Source organism: Thiomicrolovo sp. ZZH C-3, from assembly GCF_054862725.1.
Map to the genome: position 1 here is coordinate 808,142 of NZ_JBTKXX010000001.1, position 15,992 is coordinate 824,133.

Genomic DNA, 15,992 nt, shown 5'->3' on the forward strand with positions numbered 1-15,992 from the left:
CCTCTGTAACTCCCCCTAAGCCGTTTTGGCTATAATCTTTCCTTACAAAAACAACGTTATCGCAAGGGTTTTATGTCGTGCTACACAGCGAGATTGATGCAGTTCTCAACAGCAAAGACCGCCTGCTGACCGAGGTCTATTTCGACCTGCAGCGCCGTTTCGAGGAGAAGTACGGCAGCGATACGGTCGTCTTCATGGAGATAGGCACCTTCTACGAGGTCTACGAGGTCAACAACGACGAGCTCCAGGTGGGCAAGGCCAAGGAGATGGCGGAGCTGCTCAATATCCAGCTGACCAAGAAGAACAAGAACATCCCCGAAAACAGCATCAAGAACCCTTTCCTCGCCGGCGTGCCCTCCGTCTCTTTCGAGCGTTACCTTAACCGCCTGATCCAGGAACAGCGCTATACGATCATCGTCATACGCCAAAAAGGGGTGCCGCCGAAGCTCAGCCGTTACATCGGCCAGATCATCTCCCCGGGCACGAACTTCGACCATACCGTCGACAACGACGACAACTACATCGTTTCCCTGCTGATCGACCGCCATAAAGAGATCTACACCGTCGGTTACGCGGCCATCGACGTGACGACGGGCAAGACCTGGCTCTACGAGACCTACGGCACGAGCGAAGACCCCACCTACGCCCTGGATGAGATCTTCAACCTGCTCAATATCTACCGCACAACGGAGGTGGTGCTGACCTTCCTGGAGGGGGTCGAGAACCAAAAAGAGGTGATCCGCTACCTCGAGATCAGCGAACACTACGCCTACAGCGTCAACCACGAGCGCCCGAAGATCGACTACCAGAACGAGCTGTTCCAGAACGTCTACCAGATCCAGTCACTGCTGTCGCCCATCGAGCACCTCGACCTGGAACGCCACCCCTTCGTTTCCGAAGCACTGGCGACGCTGGTCCACTTCGTCATCGAACACGATTACCACATCATCCAGAAGCTCGCCCGCCCGAAGATGATCGACAACACGCGCTACATGTACCTCGGCAACAATGCCCTGGAGCAGCTGGCGGTCCTCTCCAAAGACCGCAGCGACATGACGCTGCTCAAACTCATCGACAAGAGTGTCACCGCCATCGGCAAGCGGCTGCTGAAAGAGCGCCTGCTCAACCCCATCCAGGAGCGGACAGAGCTTGAACGCCGCTACGGACTGATCGACCGGGTGATGCCGCATGTGCGGATGCTCGGCGACGCTCTTCGGGGGGTCTACGACCTCGAGCGCCTGCACCGCAGGATCGCGCTGGCGCGCCTGCACCCCTTTGAGATGAACTACGTCCACGCCTCGCTCGTCGGTATCCGCGAACTGATGGAGTTCGTCAAACGGCACAAGCTGATCAAAACCCCCTTCAGCGAGCAGGAGGTCGACACTTTTATCCGCGACATCGAGCAGAGCATCGACCTGGAGGTATCGCGCCGTTTCACCGTCAGCACGGTCGACGACAACTTCCTGCGCCGGGGCGTCGATGTGCAGGTGGATGCACTGGTGGATGAGAACGCCCGGATGCTGCAGAACTTTGCGATCATCATGGACGCGATGGAGCGGATGCTCGGCGAGCAGGGGGCGGCGGCAGGCAGCGGCGGTTATGTCTCCCTGGGGGTCCTGGACAAAGAGGGGCACTACATCTCCATGAGCCGGACCCGCTGGGCGATGATTGAAAAGGAGTTCGCCTCGGGCAGCGTCGACCTGGGGGGCGAGACGGTCTGTTTCAGCGACTTCAGCGTCAAGCGGCTCACCAACAGCGTCAAGATCACTTCGGAGCTGACCGAACAGCTCTCCGACAAGATCATGCGCAACCAGGCGAAGATCGTCGCCCTGGTCAAGGAGCGTTTCATCGCGCTGCAGCGTACCTTCGAGCGGCGCTATACGCTCCTGTTCGAACGGATCATCGGCTACGTGGCCGACCTCGACGTCGCCGTCGCCTCCGCGCGGGCGGCGCAGCAATACAACTTCGCCTGCCCGACGATCGTCGACGTGCATGAGGATGAGAACTTTCTGCAGCTCATGGCGCTGCGCCACCCGCTCATCGAGATCCAGGAGCGGCAGGGGGTCTACGTGCCCAACGACATCGTCATGGGCAACCGCAGCTACATGGACCTTCCCTATCCGGAAACCGTGATGCTCGACCCCGCGGTACATGACGGGCATGAGGTCAACGGGGTGCTGCTCTACGGCATCAACTCCAGTGGGAAATCCTCGCTGATGAAGAGCATCGGGCTGGCCGTGCTGATGGCCCAGGCGGGATTCTACGTCCCGGCGTCGTCGATGAAGTTCTCCCTTTTCGAGTCGCTCTTTACCCGGATCGTCTCCCGCGACAACCTGCAAAAGGGGCTCTCGACCTTTGCGGTGGAGATGATGGAACTCAAGAACATCTTCAACCGCGCCGGAACACGGTCGCTCATCCTCGGCGACGAGATCTCCCACGGCACCGAAACGCTTTCCGGCGTTGCCATCGTCGCCAGCGCCATCATGAAACTGGCGAAGCTGCGCTCCATCTTCCTCTTTGCCACGCACCTGCACCAACTGGCGTCGATGGAGGAGATGCGGCGGCTGGAGAACGTCGTCGACCTGCACCTGAGCGTGGAGTACGACGAGGCGCTTGACCGGCTCATCTTCAACCGGGTGCTGCAGCCGGGCAGCGGTTCGAGCGTCTATGGCCTGGAATTCGCCCGCTCATTGCATATGGACCAGGAGTTCCTGGAGGCGGCGAACCGCATCCGCAAGCGCCTCTCCAACGACTTCGACGAACTGGAGCTGCTGGTCAAAAAACGCACGAGCAAGTACAACAAGGACCTCTTTGTTACCACCTGCGTTATCTGCGGGGCGAAGGCGGAGGATGTCCACCATATCGCCCACCAGTCCAGCGCGGACAGCCGCGGTTTCATCGGCCATATGCCCGTCAACCACCGCCACAACCTTATCCCGCTTTGCCGGGAACACCACCGGGAGATTCATGAGGGCAAGCTGGTCGTGAAGGGGTTCGTCATGACCTCCAGCGGCCTCGAGCTTGACGTCGAGGAGCAGTTGGCCAAACCGCAGGTTGTCCGCGAAGAGGTTCCCGAGATCAACGAAGCCGAGGTCGCAGAACCGCAACCCGAAGCTCCGGGGAAAGCTTCCATCGATATGGACGATTTTTAAGAGGATGATGGAGTTCAAGCCCCATTCGCAGGCACAGCTCAAAGCCCTCCGGGTGACGGCGGGAGAGGCCTACATGATCGAGTACCTGAACAAGGATTACTTCAACGGCGAGGAGACCGTCGAGCAGGGGAAAGGAACGGCCGTCGTGACGGAGCAGGGGATCTTCTTCAGCGTCGAGGACCCCTACGGCATGGAAAAAATGATTATGCAGGCACGGGTGGTGGCCCGCGGTTGAGCCTCTCTGCGGGGTTTGAAACGAAAACGTTATAATCCGGTAAGTGATTTGCCGGACAAGGAGACCCAAATGAAAAAAGTATGGATGATTTTGACCTTTATGCTGCTGATGCTCGGCGGTTGTACCCAGGAGACACAGAACAAGTTCGGCCACGGGCTGCAGAACTGGACGGGGACCAACGGGGTGCTCGACATCTACAGCGGCGGCAAGCTCGTGATGCGGTTTATCAAGATCGGCAAGATGAGTACGGGCAAAGGGACCGATGACGGTTCTCCGCGCCCCTTCCGCTACAGCTACGGCGTACTGGACAGCAACTTCAACTACAAAGTCGACAGCGGCGAGAAGAAGATCTATTTCGAGGTCAGCGACTACTCGACGGCGTATGTCTTTTATGAGAACCCGAAGGGCTGAGTTTGGACGTTATTGCACTCTTTAAACACCTGCTCGAACGCAAGAGCGAGACGCCCGACGACGGGGGGATCCTCGATTTCGTCGAGGGGTATCTTGACGGCTACACCGCCGTACGCCTCGATGTCGCGGAGGTGAAAAACCTCTTTATCTACAAACGTTTCGGCGACGGGGAGCATCTGTGTTTCGCGGGCCACGTCGATGTCGTCCCGGCGGGGGAGGGGTGGGACACCGATCCCTACACGGCCGTCGAGAAAGAGGGGAAGATCTACGGCCGCGGCGCGCAGGACATGAAAGCCGGCGTATCGGCGTTCCTGCAGGCGGTCAAAGAGGCCGAAACCTTCCGGGGCACGCTTTCTCTGCTGCTGACCTCCGACGAGGAGGGGCCGGCGAAGCACGGTACCGTGGAGGTACTCAAATGGCTGGAGGCGGAGGGGATGCTCCCCGATGCCTGCATTGTCGCCGAGCCGACATGCGAAGCGCAGTTCGGCGACGCCATCAAGGTCGGACGCCGCGGCTCCATCAACGGGGTGATCGAAAAGCGGGGCAAACAGGGGCATGCCGCCTACCCGGAAAAGGCGAAGAACCCCATCCACAAAGTCGCCCAGGTGCTGCACCATATGGCGGGGGTCAACCTGGATGAAGGGGATGAATACTTCAGCCCCAGCCAGTTCGTCGTGACCGACATCCGTGCGGGGATGGAGGTGACCAACGTCACGCCGGGCAAATTGAAGATGATGTTCAACGTCCGCAACTCCACGAAAACGGCCAAAGAGGACATCGCCGACTTCGTTCACAGTTATTTCAAGGAGATGGATTACACCCTGACCCTCGACCAGAGCGCCAAGCCCTTCGTCACCGATGCGAATACCCACATTGTCCGGACGATCGACGCGGCGATCGAGTCGGTGACGGGGCTGAGCCCCAAGCACTCTACGGCAGGTGGCACCTCCGATGCCCGTTTCATCGCCGAATACGGAATCGACGTCATCGAGTTCGGGGTGCGCAACGACACGATCCACGCGCCGAACGAATGCACGACGCCGGAGCAGGTCCGCGGGCTCTGCGACGTCTTCAAGCAGGTGATCGCCACCTACTGAGCCTCCGATCCCGCGGAGGTCACCCTCGCTTCGTCTGCCTGGATATACTCCAGCAGCCTCTTGGCGTTCTGTGAGTAGCACACCAGCTGCTCCTCATCCACAAACCGGCTGTTTTTCCGCTGCAGCCGCAGATAATCCTCATTATGGTAGAAACTGAAGAAGACGCCGCTGTAGAAGAAACGGCGGCGGTTCAGCATGGTGACGACCTCGTCGATATCCTCGATATGGTGCAGGTTCAGATCGGCGTAGACCATTTCGCAGTGGTCGGTATGCATCAGGTCGATCAGCTCATCCAGCGCTTCGGGGTCCGGCAGCCCCTCGATAATAATAAAACCGACGTTGATGTGGGGATTGAAGTGGTGGGAGAGGACCTGCCGGTTGGGGTTGGCCGGGCGGCTTTCCGAGGCTTCCACCCCGGCACAGCGGTAGACGGCTTCGATCTGATCCGCATACCGCCGGGGCAGGATGCGGTAGCGCTTGTGGTGGTCGAAGACGAGGAAGCTGATCATCGCCCCGCTGCGCAGGGAGGCCTTGATCTGCCGTTCGATCTCCGTCTGGGAAGGGACTTCGCCCAGCACGATCGCCGTTTCGCACATGCCGTGGGAGAGATTGGCCCGCTGGCTGTAGGGGTGCAGCATCAGCGCCTCGCCGTAGATGGCGTTGAGGCGCATCGCCCTGGCGGTCGCGATGATCGCATCGAACATCCGGTTCATGATCCCCATCTTCTTGAACTCCGGGTCGACGGCGGCAATGGCGATCTCGGCAATGTCGGCGTGGCGGGAGAGCACCAGGGCGAAATGCCCGACGACACGCACCCCGTAGACGGCGACGATGGAGACGACTTCGCGCGCTTCGTTGAGCTGCCGGATCTTGACGGGGTCGTAGAACTGGCTCTTGTAGTAGGTGTAGTGGTAGTTTTTATAGATCAGCTGGGCGATCCCCTCGGCGTCGGACGCCTCGAAACGGCGGACATCGAGCCGCTCCAGGATCGTCTTTTTATCCGGCAGGATCGTCGAGGTCTTCCCGGTACGGATGTCATAGTTGTGTTCGAAGGCCTGGATGACGCTGAAGCGTTTCCCCCGGTTTTCAAGCATCGTGAACCAGAAGCGGTCGACGAGATCGTAGATGCGGTAGAACCCCTTTTCATGCTGGGTCGTATGGTCGACCGCCTCGCTCATGAAGGGGGTGAAATCGAAGGGGAGCCCGCTGTCCTCCACGTCGATCTGCAGCTGCCGCGGGGTGATGGTGAAACGGACCGTAACATCCATGTTCTCCAGTTTTTCATAGGCGTGTTCGACGACGTTCTCGAGCAGCTGCTCGATCGCTTCGGAAAGCTGTTCGGGGCGGTGCAGCGGCAGCAGCTGCCGCAGATGCTTGCAGGTGTAGCGCAGGAGGCTGAAATGGGTCCGGCTGGTGAGTCTTATTTCGATGAGGTCACGCATCGTCCATCGCCTTGAGCGCCGCAAGGGCCATGATCTTCATGCCGTAGCGCAGGGCCTCGTCATCGACGTCGAAGCGGGCATTGTGCTGGGCAACGCAGGTCCCTTTGTCCGGATCGCAGCTTCCCAGCCGGAAAAAGGCGCCGGGTACGATCTCGAGGTAGCGTCCGAAATCCTCCCCGCCCATGACGGGGTCGGTAAGGTCGATGACGTTCGCTTCCCCCAGGACCGTCCCGGCCGCGGCACGGACGATATCGACCATTGCATCATGGTTCTGCACCTCCGGGGAGCCGTACGTGTAGGAGAAGTTATAAGTGGCGTGCATGGAGTCGCAGATCCCTTTGATGGAGACCTCCATCATCTCGGGGATGGCGTGGCGCACGTCGTGGTTGACGGTCCGCACCGTGCCGCACACCTTGACATGGTCGCAGATGACGTTGGGGGCCTTGCCCCCCTCGACGGTCCCCAGGGAGATGACGGCGGGGTGCAGCGGATCGATCCGCCGGGAGACGATGTGGTTGAGGGAGTTCACCGCCATCGACATGACGAGGATGGCGTCCACCCCTTCGTGGGGACGGGCGCCGTGCGCGCTCTTGCCGAAGATCTCGATCTCGAAGGTATCGGCGGAGGCGAGCATGACCCCGTATTTGTACCCGATCTGTCCCGTGTGGAGATAGGGGTAGGCGTGCAGCCCGAAGATCGCTTTGACGTTCTCAAGGGCGCCGTGGGCGATCATCTGTGAACTCCCCCCGTCGGTGATCTCCTCGGCGGGCTGGAAAATGAAACGGAGGTTTTGGCGGAGGCGGCCCTCGATGCGCTTGAGGGCCAGGGCGGCCCCCAGCAGTACGGCGGTATGGGCGTCGTGCCCGCAGGCGTGCATGATGCCCCGGGCCTGAGAGGCGTAGGCGGCTTCCGTGCGCTCCTGGATCGGCAGGGCGTCGATGTCCGCGCGCAGGGCGACGAAGGGGGCGTCCGCGTCCACGACGATCTCGGCGATCAGCCCGTAATGCTCCTTGAAAGAGCGGACCTGCAGCCCCTCCGCTTCGAGGATAGCCTTGATCATCAGGGTCGTATGCTCCTCCGCACCTGAGAGCTCGGGGTGGGCGTGCAGTTCGTGCCGCAGGGTCACGATCCGCTCCTCGATGGCATCAATCGTTTCGAACAGTGTGGCTTGCCGTGTGTCCATGCGTCACCTCCCCGTTAGATTTGATTATAGTGCACACACATTAAAAGCAATCTTTGGCGCGCCGCGCGCTTCTTGTGCTAAAATGGAACTACTAAAGAGGGGGCACATGCGCTATCTGCTGAACATGATTTTTTTGACCGCACTGCTCGGTGCCGCCCCGTCGGAGTGGGGGAAGAGCTTCGATGACGCCAAACGGATGGCCGCGGCGGAGGGGAAGCTGGTCTATGTGCTGATCACCGAACCCGGTTGCCGCTGGTGCAAGCGTTTCAAACGCACGACGCTGCGTGACGACGGGGTTCGCCGCCGGCTCGACGGGATGGCCGTCGGCGTGGAGGTTGCGCGGGGCAGCGGCAGCTACCCCGACACGCTCAAGGCGCCGATGATTCCCATGCACTATTTTTTAAGTGCCGATGAGAGGGTTTTGGTTAAAATGCCGGGCTACTGGAACATAGAGGATTTTATGTCCATACTCGACGATGTGGAAAGGAAACGAAAATAATGCAATTTGTTCAGACAGAAAACGCCCCGGCGGCTATCGGACCCTACTCGCAGGCGGTCAAGGTAAACGGAATGGTCTACACCTCCGGGCAGATCGCGCTGACCCCGGCGGGCGAAATGCTTGAAAACGATATCACGGTGCAGACGAAGCAGGTGCTTGCCAACCTGACGGCGGTGCTTGAAGCGGCGGGCAGCGGCCTGGACAAGGTGATCAAAACAACGATCTTCCTGGACAGCATGGACGATTTCGCAACGGTCAACGCGATCTACGCCGATGCCTTCGGCGATCATAAGCCGGCGCGTTCGACGGTGGCGGTCAAAACCCTGCCCAAAAATGCCCTTGTGGAGATCGACGCGATCGCCCTTGCGGATTAAAGCCTTTTTGGCTATAATTCGCCCACTAAAAGAACAGGGACCTCTCTTGAAGACTGAGAGTGTAACCAGAGGAGCGCGCTGAAGTCGCGGCATGCGTGTCGTTGAAAGCGCTCCTCCATCCAGGCGCTAAAAGGCCTGATCGAACTGATTGTCACGTTTTGATGAGTCGGATACACTCTGAGTCTTTAAGTAGAGATTCTTTTCTATACATTACAAGGAAATGCTATGTACGCAATCATCAAAAACGGTGGCAAGCAGTATAAAGTAGAAGAGGGCGATATCCTCCTGCTTGACAAAATGAGCCTTGAGCCGAAAGCAACGCTCGAGATCAAAGAAGTACTCGCGGTCAACGCCGGTGAGCTGAAAGTCGGTGCTCCTTTTGTTGACGGTGCGGTTGTGACTGCAGAAGTTATCAACGAAGGCCGCGACAAGAAAGTCACGATCTACAAGAAACGTCGTCGTAAAGACAGCAAGCTCAAGCGCGGTTTCCGCCGCAGTTTCACACGCGTTCGCATCACGAAGATCGCGGCGTAATCTAGGAGGAGTTCGATATGGCACACAAGAAAGGTCAAGGTAGTACACAGAATAACCGCGATTCCGCGGGACGTAGACTTGGTGTGAAGAAATTCGGCGGCGAAACTGTCAAAGCCGGAAACATCATCGTTCGCCAGCGTGGTACGAAAGTCCACCCGGGCCAGAACATCGGTATGGGCAAAGACCACACGCTTTACGCGCTGGTCGACGGCATCGTCCAGTTCGAGCGCAAAGATAAGACCCGCAAGCAGGTCTCTATCGTTCCGGCTTCCTAAGCCGCTTTTTAAACTACACGCCGCCCGAGCACCGCTCGGCGCCGCTGCCTTCTATAAGATTCACCTTTATTTAACAGTATACTTCTAAACGGATGTCCAAGTCTTCTGTTGAGTGAAGCCCTACAAGGATTTAATGCATGTTTGTCGATCAGATCGAATTGGAATTGTCATCAGGGAAAGGCGGCGCCGGATGTGTAGCGTTCCGTCGCGAGAAGTTCGTCGTCAACGGCGGCCCGAACGGCGGGGATGGCGGACGGGGCGGGGATGTCTGGTTCCGCGTTGATAACAATACCCACACCCTGGCCCATTATCACGGTAAGCATAAGCTGGTGGCGGAAAACGGCCGTCCCGGCCTCGGCTCCAATATGACGGGCAAGTCTGCATCGAAGCTTTTTGTTATCGTCCCCCCGGGTACCCAGGTGTTCGATGCCGAGACCGGCGAACTCCTGATGGACCTGGTTCATGAGGGCCAGGAGCAGAAACTGCTGCAGGGCGGTAAAGGCGGCCTGGGAAACACCCACTTCAAATCCTCGACGAACCAGCGGCCGACCTATGCGCAGCCGGGTGAACCCGGGGAAACGCGCCGGGTCCGGCTGGAACTGAAGCTGATCGCGGATGTCGGCCTGGTCGGATTCCCCAACGTCGGGAAATCGACGCTCATCTCGACGGTCTCCAATGCGACCCCGGAGATCGCGAACTATGAGTTTACGACCCTGACGCCGAAACTGGGGCAGGTGAAAGTCAGCGATTACGAATCCTTCGTCATGGCCGACATCCCGGGAATCATCGACGGCGCCAGCGAAGGACGCGGTCTCGGACTGCAGTTCCTTCGCCACATCGAGCGGACCAAGACCCTGCTCTTCATGATCGACCTGGCGTCGTACATGACGATGACCTACCAGTATGAGACGCTGCAGCAGGAGCTGGAACGTTTCAGCGAACTGCTCGCCACGCGCGCCTTCGCGATCGCCCTGACCCGCGTCGATGCCCTCTCCAAAGAGGAGGCCGAGGAGAAGATTGCGGAGATGATGAAGCTGGTGGGCGTATCCCCGTCACAGAAGAGCCGCTACGGATTTGATGACGCTCTGCCGTTTTACGAGCAGGATCTCTCCGATGAATCCCAGAGTTTTGACCGGGAAAAACCCTTCTTCATGGTCCCGATCTCCTCGGTCGCCCATGAGAACATCAAACCGCTCAACTTTGCGCTGCATACACTGGTGGAGATGGAGCGCGCGTGAAACGGATTGTCCTCAAGGTCGGCAGTGCCGTCCTGACCGAGAACAACCGCATTGCCCGCGACCGGATGCAAAACCTTGTCGATCTCATCGCCCGCCTCAAAGCGCGTTACGAGGTGATCCTTGTCTCCAGCGGCGCCGTGGCGGCGGGATATACGGAGCTTAAACTCGACAAGAGCGTCCTGGCGAACAAGCAGGCCCTCGCCTCCATCGGCCAGCCCCTTCTGCTCAACCGCTATAAGAAGAAGTTTGAAAAACACGGGATCCTGCCGGCACAGGTCCTGGTGACGGCGGCCAACTTCTATACGCAGAGCCAGGCGGAGAAGGCCCGCAACACGATCGATACCCTGATCGAGAACGGTGTACTGCCGATTATCAACGAAAACGACGCCACTGCCGTCGAGGAGCTTGTGCTGGGGGACAATGACCAACTCTCCGCCTATACGGCGTACCACTTTAACGCCGATCTGCTGGTGATCCTTTCCGATATCAATGCCTATTACGATAAAGACCCGCACTGTCACGAGGATGCCTGCGTCCGGCCGCTGGTGCATGCCATCAACCCCGAGGAACTCTCCAGGGAGGTGACGCCGCACAACAGTTTCGCAACCGGCGGGATCGTGACCAAACTCAAAGCGGCACACTTCCTCCTTGAACGCGGCCGGAGCATGTTCCTGGCCAGCGGGTTTGAGCTGGAAGATGTTGAGAACTTCCTGCTGCATGACACCCAGAGCGGCGGGACGCTCTTTACTCCGGAGGCAGCGGTATGAAAGTGATCTTTATGGGCACTCCCGATTACGCGTCGCGGATCCTTGAAACGCTGATTGCGCAGGATGACATCGAGGTCGTCGCTGCCTACACCCAGCCGGACAAACCTGTGGGGCGGAAAAAAGTGATGACACCGCCGCCCGTCAAAACGGTGGCACTGGAAGCGGGCATCCCGGTTTACCAACCCGATCGTCTCCGCGACGAGGCGACGGTTGAGACGCTGCGGACGATCCCCTGCGACTACATTGTCGTTGCCGCCTACGGACAGATCCTGCCCAAAGCGGTGCTGGAGCATGCCCCCTGTATCAACCTGCACGCCTCCATCCTGCCGCAGTACCGCGGTGCGAGCCCTATTCAGCAGAGCCTGCTCAACGGCGATCAAGAGACCGGTGTGACGGCAATGCTGATGGAAGAGGGGCTCGATACGGGCCCCATACTTACGATCGAGCGTATCGCCATCGGAGACGATGAAACGGTCGGGTCCCTTTTCGAACGGCTGACCGACCTTGCCGCGGAGATGACGCCGGAGGTGCTGCGTTCTTACCCGGCCCTGACGGCGGTGCCGCAGAACGACGCCGAGGCGAGCCTCTGCAAGAAGATCAGCAAGGCAGACGGCGAAGTCGTATTTGACGATGCCCGTTCCCTCTATAACAAGTACCGCGCCTTCACCCCCTGGCCGGGGGTCTATCTCTCCGGCGGCCTCAAACTGACGAAGATGCATCTGGCACAAGAAGATGGCAGTTTTGCACCGGGGCGTATCCTTGCCGTTGAGAAATCGCGGGTGAAAGTAGGTTGCAGCATAGGTGCGCTCTGGATCGAGACGGTCCAGCCGCCGTCGAAAAAAGCGATGGCCGTCATCGACTACCTCAACGGGAAACGGCTCGGTCTTGACGATACGCTGGCTTGAACGGGTCGATTCCACCCAGCGCTACCTCGTCGATCTGCTCAAAACGGGTGATGCGGCACTGCCGCAAGCGGTAGTCGCGGACGTTCAGGATGCCGGGCGGGGGAGCCGGGGCAACAGCTGGACAGGGATTGAAGGGAATCTTTTCGTCTCCTTTGCCGTGGAACGCAGCATGCTGCCTGATGATCTGAAGCTCGAATCCTCCTCCATCTATTTCGCATATCTGCTCAAATCCGTTCTGGAAGAGGCCGGTTCGAAGGTGTGGCTGAAGTGGCCGAACGATTTTTATGTCGGAGGGCAAAAAATCGGCGGAACGATCACGACACTGCGTCAAAACACCCTGGTTTGCGGCATTGGGCTCAACCTGGAAAATGCCCCGGAGGGGTTCGGCGTTCTGGATATTAAAATTTCACGAGAAAAGTTATTAAATGACTATTTTTCAAGGGTGGAAGGATTTCCAAAATGGAAGCAAATCTTCAGACTTTACGCGCTAGAATTTGACAAAAGCAGACGGTTCCAAACGCATAATAATCATCATAAATTTTCCTTAGAAAATGCGGTGTTGTGCGACGATGGATCAGTGATGTGTGACGGGCAAAGGATATACAGCCAGCGATGAGTGAAGTAATTGTAATCGCCAATCAAAAAGGCGGGGTAGGCAAGACGACGACTGCGGTAAATCTCGCGGCATCCCTTGCCGTTGAAGGGAAGAAGGTGCTGCTGATCGATGCCGATCCGCAGGCCAACGCCACGACATCGCTGGGATATACCCGTAACGACTACGAGTTCAATATCTACCACGTGCTGATCGGGGCAAAAAAGCTCGGCGACATCATTCTGACGACCGAACTGCCGATGCTGGATCTCGCACCGTCGAATATCGGTCTCGTCGGGGTGGAAAAAGAGTACTACGACTCGAGCCAGAGCAAAGGGCGCGAGCTGATCATGAAAAAGGCGATCGCGCAGGTCAAAGAGCACTACGATTACGTCATCATCGATTCCCCTCCGGCCCTGGGCCCGATGACGATCAACGCCCTGAGCGCTTCGAATTCGGTCATCATCCCGATCCAGTGCGAGTTCTTCGCCCTGGAGGGTCTGGCGCAGCTGCTCAACACCGTGCGTCTGATCCGCAAGACGATCAACCCGTCGCTTGCCATCAAGGGGTTCCTGCCGACGATGTACAGTTCGCAGAACAACCTCTCCAAGCAGGTCCTCGCGGATCTGCGCCAGCACTTCAAAGAGAAGCTCTTCACCGACGAGACGGACGACTGCATCGTCATCCCGCGTAACGTGAAACTGGCCGAGAGCCCCAGCTTCGGCAAACCGGCCGTCCTGTACGACGGGCGTTCCAGCGGTTCCATGGCCTACCAGAATCTCGCCCAGGCGATCCTGGCCTAACGGATGGGTATGGCAAAAGCGAAATCCCTCGGTCGCGGTCTGGGCGAACTGCTCGGTGAGATTGAAGAGGCCTACGACCACGAGATCCCCAAAAATGCCCAGGTCGTAGAGGTTCCCCTCTCGCAGATACGTCCGAACCCCTTCCAGCCCCGGAAACATTTTGATGAAAAAGCGCTGGGTGAACTGGCCGCATCCATCAAAGCCCACGGACTGATCCAGCCCATCGTCCTCGTCGAGGATGTCGACGGTTACATCCTCGTCGCGGGCGAACGGCGCTGGCGCGCGAGTAAGCTGGCGAAACTCAAAACGATCCGAGCCGTCATCGCCTCGCTGGATGAGGCGCAGATGCGGCAGCATGCCCTGATCGAGAATATCCAGCGCGAACAGCTCAACATCGTTGAACTGGCCCAGGCCTACGAAGAGTTGATCAACCTCCACGGCCTGACGCAGGAGGAGCTCTCATCGATCGTGCACAAGAGCCGGAGCCACATTACCAATACGCTCCGTCTGCTGCAGCTCTCCAAGAAAAGCCTTGCCGCCCTCGTCGAGGGAACGATCAGTGCTGGGCACGCCAAGGTGCTCGTCGGCCTCTCGGACAAAGAGCAGAAGGTGATGGTCGATTCCATTCACGGCCAGAAGCTCAGCGTCCGGGAGACAGAGCAGATGGTCAAACGGCTGAAGAGCCGCGGCGAGAGCGATCAGGGGGCGGAACCGAAGCCGCAGGCAGCCGGTTACGACCTCGGCGGGGTGCGCAGCGCCCTCGCGAACAGCGGTTTCGCCGTGGCCTCGGGAAGCAACAAAATCACCATCACTTTCCGCGATGAGCAGGAGATTGCCCGTTTTCTGGACATCCTCGGCTGATTGCTGCACTATTTTGTAACCAAAAAATTTCCCCTCTTTGTAATTTTTCTCCTTTTTCGCTTTTTCACCTTTCAACTTAACAGGGTTTTTAATTTATAAGTTGTATAATCACGCAACTTTTAGGAGGTGATATGTTAGATATTAGTCCACTGCTGCTCATCAGTACAGCTGTAGTCTTCCTTATCCTTATCGCCGTTCTAAACGGTATGCTCTACAAACCTCTCTTCGCTTTCATGGAAAAACGTGACCAAGACATTCAGAACGACCTGGCAGAAATCGGCTCTAACGACGCCGAAGTCAGCGCACTGAACGAAACGGCCGATTCCATTATCAGCGAAGCACGTTTGCAAGCGGCTGCGGAACGGGAAAAAGTGATTGCGGATGCAAAAAAAGCGGCGGAAGCCGCCATCGGTGCCAAGCGTGCTGAGCTGGCCAAAGCTTATGAAGCCTTTGAGGCGGAACTTGCGACAGAGCGCGATAACCTCCGCTCAGCGCTTGCTGCAGAGGTCCCGGCTTACGTCGAGGCTGTTAACGCCAAGATCAGCAAGATATAAGGAGAAATGATGAAAAAACTGTTGGTAATGACCCTGTTCGTTTCAGCATCGCTCTTTGCTTCGTCCGGTGCCGAGCACGGTGCGACAGATATTCTTCCGCGTACGGTCAACTTCCTGATCTTCGCCGGAATCCTGTGGTATTTGCTGGCGAAGCCGGTCAAGGGATTCTTTACCGGCCGTGCCGGTGAAATCGCCGACCGTCTGAACAGCATCCAGGAGAAACTGCGTGCCTCCGAAGCGGAAAAAGTCGCTGCGGAAGCACGGGTTGAAGAGGCGAAAACCTTTGCGGCCGAGTTGACGGCAACAACGGAAAAAGAGAAAGAGGTTCTCAAGAAGCAGATTGAAGTCCAGTCTGCCAACGAGATCACCGTTCTCGAAAAACAGATGAAAGACAAAGAGAGCTTCGCAGAGCGCCAGATGGTTCGCGGCGTGGTCGAAACCGTCCTTTCGGATGTCACAGCTCAGAGTACAGCTTCCCTTGATAAAGAGAAGATGGCTGACATCATTATGAAGAAGGTGGCTTAATGGAAGCGATGATCGCACAACGTTACGTCAAAGCCCTTATTTCCATGATGGATGCCGAGGCTCTGGCCAATACGAAAATCCTTTTTGATGCCCTCGCGGACGCTTATAAAGAGAAAGCGTTTGCCGATATCATCAACGATCCCCAGATCGGGGACGCTGCGAAAGAGGAGCTCCTGCTCGCGATTGTAGCGGGTGCGAACAGCAGCGCGGTGAACAACCTGATCAAACTGCTGGTCGAGAAAAAGCGCCTGACGGTTATCCCGGCGATTGCGGAGTCCCTCCGCCTCACCCTGGCCGGGATGAACAAAACCTTTGAAGGCAAGGTCTACAGCAACACGGCGGTCGAAGCTTCGACTCTCGCGGCGCTGAGCAGCGACCTGGGTAAAAAGATGGATGCGACGATTACGCTCGCTTTCGTCGCATCGGATTATGACGGTATCAAAGTCGAAGTGGAGGACCTCGGTGTCGAAGTCAGCCTCTCGAAGAGCCGCATGAACGCTCAACTCGTTGAGCACATCTTAAAAGCAATTTGATCTTGGAAAGGA

General features: G+C 57.9%; 19 protein-coding genes. 17 read left to right on the top strand and 2 right to left on the bottom strand.

What is annotated here, in order from left to right; all coding sequences use genetic code 11:
- Nucleotides 1-77 precede the first annotated feature (77 nt).
- From ACXWTF_RS04100 to dapE, 4 genes are all read left to right on the top strand, one after another.
- Nucleotides 78-3,152, top strand: coding sequence for a MutS-related protein (locus ACXWTF_RS04100; RefSeq protein WP_461713736.1), 3,075 nt, complete (start codon nt 78-80; stop codon nt 3,150-3,152).
- Nucleotides 3,153-3,156: 4 nt separating this feature from the next.
- On the top strand, nt 3,157-3,387 hold the full coding sequence (locus tag ACXWTF_RS04105; RefSeq protein WP_461713737.1) for a hypothetical protein: 231 nt from the start codon (nt 3,157-3,159) through the stop codon (nt 3,385-3,387).
- A 69-nt stretch (nt 3,388-3,456) separates the two neighbouring features.
- Nucleotides 3,457-3,798, top strand: coding sequence for a hypothetical protein (locus tag ACXWTF_RS04110; protein ID WP_461713738.1), 342 nt, complete (start codon nt 3,457-3,459; stop codon nt 3,796-3,798).
- Nucleotides 3,799-3,800: 2 nt separating this feature from the next.
- On the top strand, nt 3,801-4,895 hold the full coding sequence (dapE, locus tag ACXWTF_RS04115; RefSeq protein ID WP_461713739.1) for a succinyl-diaminopimelate desuccinylase: 1,095 nt from the start codon (nt 3,801-3,803) through the stop codon (nt 4,893-4,895).
- On the opposite strand, the gene ACXWTF_RS04120 is transcribed toward dapE, so the two are convergent.
- Together ACXWTF_RS04120 and ACXWTF_RS04125 are read right to left on the bottom strand one after the other, a co-directional pair.
- Nucleotides 4,889-6,337 carry a GNAT family N-acetyltransferase gene (locus tag ACXWTF_RS04120; protein WP_461713740.1) on the bottom strand — a complete coding sequence of 483 codons (1,449 nt, stop codon included), beginning with the start codon at nt 6,335-6,337 and terminating at the stop codon, nt 4,889-4,891. The two genes, dapE and ACXWTF_RS04120, sit on opposite strands and share 7 nt — an antisense overlap.
- Complete coding sequence (locus ACXWTF_RS04125) at nt 6,330-7,520, bottom strand: amidohydrolase (RefSeq protein ID WP_461713741.1); 1,191 nt, start codon at nt 7,518-7,520, stop codon at nt 6,330-6,332. The genes ACXWTF_RS04120 and ACXWTF_RS04125 overlap by 8 nt, the downstream gene beginning before the upstream one ends.
- Nucleotides 7,521-7,626: 106 nt before the next feature.
- Between ACXWTF_RS04125 and ACXWTF_RS04130 the strand changes: the two genes are divergently transcribed.
- The 13 genes from ACXWTF_RS04130 (at nt 7,627) to ACXWTF_RS04190 (ending at nt 15,980) form a co-directional block, all read left to right on the top strand.
- Entirely contained in the window at nt 7,627-8,019 is a 393-nt protein-coding gene (locus ACXWTF_RS04130; protein ID WP_461713742.1) for a thioredoxin family protein, read from the top strand.
- Nucleotides 8,019-8,393, top strand: a complete 375-nt coding sequence (locus ACXWTF_RS04135; RefSeq protein WP_461713743.1) for a RidA family protein — start codon at nt 8,019-8,021, stop codon at nt 8,391-8,393. Before ACXWTF_RS04130 ends, ACXWTF_RS04135 begins: the two co-directional genes overlap by 1 nt.
- A gap of 225 nt (nt 8,394-8,618) precedes the next feature.
- Nucleotides 8,619-8,927, top strand: a complete 309-nt coding sequence (gene rplU, locus ACXWTF_RS04140) for a 50S ribosomal protein L21 (RefSeq protein ID WP_231020522.1) — start codon at nt 8,619-8,621, stop codon at nt 8,925-8,927.
- Between the two features lie 17 nt (nt 8,928-8,944).
- A complete protein-coding gene (rpmA, locus tag ACXWTF_RS04145) occupies nt 8,945-9,202 on the top strand; it encodes a 50S ribosomal protein L27 (protein ID WP_461713744.1) in 258 nt (85 codons plus the stop codon).
- A 137-nt stretch (nt 9,203-9,339) separates the two neighbouring features.
- The gene (gene obgE / locus ACXWTF_RS04150) at nt 9,340-10,440 is read left to right on the top strand and encodes a GTPase ObgE (RefSeq protein ID WP_461713745.1); all 1,101 of its coding nucleotides are present in this window, start codon (nt 9,340-9,342) and stop codon (nt 10,438-10,440) included.
- Nucleotides 10,437-11,207, top strand: coding sequence for a glutamate 5-kinase (proB, locus tag ACXWTF_RS04155; RefSeq protein WP_461713746.1), 771 nt, complete (start codon nt 10,437-10,439; stop codon nt 11,205-11,207). Before obgE ends, proB begins: the two co-directional genes overlap by 4 nt.
- Entirely contained in the window at nt 11,204-12,112 is a 909-nt protein-coding gene (fmt, locus tag ACXWTF_RS04160; RefSeq protein ID WP_461713747.1) for a methionyl-tRNA formyltransferase, read from the top strand. The genes proB and fmt overlap by 4 nt, the downstream gene beginning before the upstream one ends.
- Nucleotides 12,093-12,728 (top strand): biotin--[acetyl-CoA-carboxylase] ligase, encoded by a 636-nt coding sequence (locus ACXWTF_RS04165; protein WP_461713748.1) that lies wholly within the window; start codon nt 12,093-12,095, stop codon nt 12,726-12,728. The genes fmt and ACXWTF_RS04165 overlap by 20 nt, the downstream gene beginning before the upstream one ends.
- The gene (locus tag ACXWTF_RS04170; RefSeq protein WP_461713749.1) at nt 12,725-13,507 is read left to right on the top strand and encodes a ParA family protein; all 783 of its coding nucleotides are present in this window, start codon (nt 12,725-12,727) and stop codon (nt 13,505-13,507) included. Before ACXWTF_RS04165 ends, ACXWTF_RS04170 begins: the two co-directional genes overlap by 4 nt.
- Before the next feature lie 9 nt (nt 13,508-13,516).
- Nucleotides 13,517-14,368 (top strand): ParB/RepB/Spo0J family partition protein, encoded by an 852-nt coding sequence (locus ACXWTF_RS04175; RefSeq protein ID WP_461713750.1) that lies wholly within the window; start codon nt 13,517-13,519, stop codon nt 14,366-14,368.
- A 131-nt stretch (nt 14,369-14,499) separates the two neighbouring features.
- A complete protein-coding gene (locus ACXWTF_RS04180) occupies nt 14,500-14,922 on the top strand; it encodes a F0F1 ATP synthase subunit B family protein (protein WP_461713751.1) in 423 nt (140 codons plus the stop codon).
- A 9-nt stretch (nt 14,923-14,931) separates the two neighbouring features.
- Complete coding sequence (locus ACXWTF_RS04185) at nt 14,932-15,447, top strand: F0F1 ATP synthase subunit B (protein ID WP_461713752.1); 516 nt, start codon at nt 14,932-14,934, stop codon at nt 15,445-15,447.
- Complete coding sequence (locus ACXWTF_RS04190) at nt 15,447-15,980, top strand: F0F1 ATP synthase subunit delta (protein ID WP_461713753.1); 534 nt, start codon at nt 15,447-15,449, stop codon at nt 15,978-15,980. Before ACXWTF_RS04185 ends, ACXWTF_RS04190 begins: the two co-directional genes overlap by 1 nt.
- Nucleotides 15,981-15,992 lie beyond the last annotated feature (12 nt).

Coding starts and splice junctions, on each gene's coding strand:
- ACXWTF_RS04105 (WP_461713737.1), top strand. CDS start 3,157: ATGATGGAGTTCAAGCCCCATTCGCAGGCACAGCTCAAAGCCCTCCGG.
- ACXWTF_RS04110 (WP_461713738.1), top strand. CDS start 3,457: ATGAAAAAAGTATGGATGATTTTGACCTTTATGCTGCTGATGCTCGGC.
- ACXWTF_RS04120 (WP_461713740.1), bottom strand. CDS start 6,337: ATGCGTGACCTCATCGAAATAAGACTCACCAGCCGGACCCATTTCAGC.
- ACXWTF_RS04125 (WP_461713741.1), bottom strand. CDS start 7,520: ATGGACACACGGCAAGCCACACTGTTCGAAACGATTGATGCCATCGAG.
- ACXWTF_RS04130 (WP_461713742.1), top strand. CDS start 7,627: ATGCGCTATCTGCTGAACATGATTTTTTTGACCGCACTGCTCGGTGCC.
- ACXWTF_RS04135 (WP_461713743.1), top strand. CDS start 8,019: ATGCAATTTGTTCAGACAGAAAACGCCCCGGCGGCTATCGGACCCTAC.
- rplU (WP_231020522.1), top strand. CDS start 8,619: ATGTACGCAATCATCAAAAACGGTGGCAAGCAGTATAAAGTAGAAGAG.
- rpmA (WP_461713744.1), top strand. CDS start 8,945: ATGGCACACAAGAAAGGTCAAGGTAGTACACAGAATAACCGCGATTCC.
- obgE (WP_461713745.1), top strand. CDS start 9,340: ATGTTTGTCGATCAGATCGAATTGGAATTGTCATCAGGGAAAGGCGGC.
- fmt (WP_461713747.1), top strand. CDS start 11,204: ATGAAAGTGATCTTTATGGGCACTCCCGATTACGCGTCGCGGATCCTT.
- ACXWTF_RS04170 (WP_461713749.1), top strand. CDS start 12,725: ATGAGTGAAGTAATTGTAATCGCCAATCAAAAAGGCGGGGTAGGCAAG.
- ACXWTF_RS04175 (WP_461713750.1), top strand. CDS start 13,517: ATGGCAAAAGCGAAATCCCTCGGTCGCGGTCTGGGCGAACTGCTCGGT.
- ACXWTF_RS04180 (WP_461713751.1), top strand. CDS start 14,500: ATGTTAGATATTAGTCCACTGCTGCTCATCAGTACAGCTGTAGTCTTC.
- ACXWTF_RS04185 (WP_461713752.1), top strand. CDS start 14,932: ATGAAAAAACTGTTGGTAATGACCCTGTTCGTTTCAGCATCGCTCTTT.
- ACXWTF_RS04190 (WP_461713753.1), top strand. CDS start 15,447: ATGGAAGCGATGATCGCACAACGTTACGTCAAAGCCCTTATTTCCATG.